The organism is Dickeya undicola, from assembly GCF_000784735.1.
Lineage (GTDB): Bacteria > Pseudomonadota > Gammaproteobacteria > Enterobacterales > Enterobacteriaceae > Dickeya > Dickeya undicola.
On sequence record NZ_JSYG01000076.1, the window covers coordinates 1 to 1,803 of the forward strand.

Sequence of the window (1,803 nt, forward strand, 5' to 3'; positions counted from 1 at the left end):
TGTCCATATAAGCTATTTAGAGATGTTTCTGAGCATAGCGGTGGCTGCTCCCTTGCTCATCATCGTGGGCGTAATATCTATTCCCTCAGCAATGACATCGATAGGGTAGGATCATCTAAGCCAAGACGCGATTATTTTCTATTGATACGATATTTGAGATACCAGAGACGTGAACCGCCGGGATTAATCAACAGGTACAGACCGTGAGAATCGGAAACTTTGTAGGGTTTTGCTGATGGTTTTAAGTTGCGGATTTTTGAGTCGTTAAGAGACATGTGGGAGTCACTCCGTCATCGAACTAACCTGACCCCAAATCTGACCACCAAATTCTCCCGATGCAGAGGGAAAACTGAAAATGCATCGGGAAGATATTTCACGCTATCACGCTGAATGAAAAACAAAAAGCAGATGCCTTTCGACATCTGCTTTTTTAAATTTGGCTCCTCTGACTGGACTCGAACCAGTGACATACGGATTAACAGTCCGCCGTTCTACCGACTGAACTACAGAGGAATCGCTTGAACGGGGCGCATCTTATCCGTGGTGCCTGTAAGCTGTCAACGGGCAAAACCGACATTCTGCGCTGACTGCTTGGCTTCTGTACAATCCGTAGGATTCCGCGTCATTTTGATGACAAATCAGCCTGTGGATGGCTTGCTTGCCAGTGCTGCAAACGTTCCAACGGGTTTTGGCGGTAAAAACCACTAAAGTGTTGGTATACCGTTGGGAAGCGCTCCGCCAGCAGGTCAGGCGCGCTGAAGAAGTATTCGGAGAGTACAGCAAAGCATTCCGCCGGGTCGGTCGCGGCGTAAGGGTCCATGCTGGCAGCGTCTTCGCCCACCAGCTCTATTTCCTCGCGCAGTGCCTCCATCGCGTGATGCAGCATCTGCTCCCAGCGTGCTACATCACGCAGCGGCATGGAAGGAACGCCTGACGGTCGCTCATTGCCGCGGCTATCCAGTTTGTGCGCAACTTCGTGGATAATCAGGTTGAACCCGGAAAGATCGAACGAATCTTGAATCTCCAGCCAGTTCAGTACGATTGGTCCCTGATCCCAGCTCTGACCCGATTGTACGCTGGGGCCACTATGCACCAGACCGAATTCATCCATCCATTCGCCATTGACCATAAACGGTTCAGGGTGGATCAGTACGTCATGGAAGCCGTCAAGCCATTCGATACCTAGCTCCAGCACCGGGAGCGCAAACAAAAGCGCGATGCGCTGTGCCATTAGCTCCGTCAGCGCCAGCCCCTGCAACGGCACCAAACGTTTCTGGCGCAGAACCTGCCTGGCCAGCATGACGATGCGCTGACGTTCAGTCTCTACCAGCGGCGTTAGCAGCGGGATAGACAGTGCCTGCTGCCAGTCCGAAAAAGCGTCAGGGGTAGGGGATTTCCATTGCCACTTCATCATGGTGTTGCTCGCTAAGTCATCACTTGAATTCAAAGGCGTCGGTTTATTGTTGTTAACATGCCATAAAACAGGGCATTATAGGCACCACTTTTACGGAGAGATGCCGGAGCGGCTGAACGGACCGGTCTCGAAAACCGGAGTAGGGGCAACTCTACCGGGGGTTCAAATCCCCCTCTCTCCGCCACTTAACACTCTTCAGTCCCTCTCTAGACATCCATTTCCTTCCGGATAAGCAGTTGTCAGTTGCTCTCGAATGCCGATGGCACAGCCTAACATCTAATTGCATGATATTTTTGGCGGAAGTGTCATGAAATCACCATTTTTACATCAGAAATTATCACCGTGATTTCTTTCCTTTTTTGTCGCTCCTCGACTTTGTTGAATAAATC

The 1,803-nt window shown here is 50.6% G+C and carries 1 protein-coding gene, 2 tRNA genes and 1 pseudogene; 1 reads left to right on the forward strand and 3 read right to left on the reverse strand.

Annotated features, from left to right (window positions below):
• Positions 1–134 precede the first annotated feature (134 nt).
• From OB87_RS20185 to mtfA, 3 genes and pseudogenes are all read right to left on the reverse strand, one after another.
• Positions 135–275 (reverse strand): annotated as a pseudogene (locus OB87_RS20185) (Arm DNA-binding domain-containing protein); the annotation flags it as partial.
• A gap of 162 nt (positions 276–437) precedes the next feature.
• A tRNA-Asn gene (locus OB87_RS19405) sits at positions 438–513 on the reverse strand.
• A gap of 109 nt (positions 514–622) precedes the next feature.
• Entirely contained in the window at positions 623–1,414 is a 792-nt protein-coding gene (gene mtfA / locus OB87_RS19410; protein ID WP_033571004.1) for a DgsA anti-repressor MtfA, read from the reverse strand.
• A gap of 94 nt (positions 1,415–1,508) precedes the next feature.
• Here mtfA and OB87_RS19415 point away from each other — a divergent pair.
• Positions 1,509–1,598 (forward strand) — tRNA-Ser (locus OB87_RS19415).
• The last annotated feature ends 205 nt before the right edge of the window (positions 1,599–1,803 follow it).

Excerpts from the sequence above, each read along its gene's own strand:
- mtfA (WP_033571004.1), bottom strand. The coding sequence starts at position 1,414 with ATGATGAAGTGGCAATGGAAATCCCCTACCCCTGACGCTTTTTCGGAC.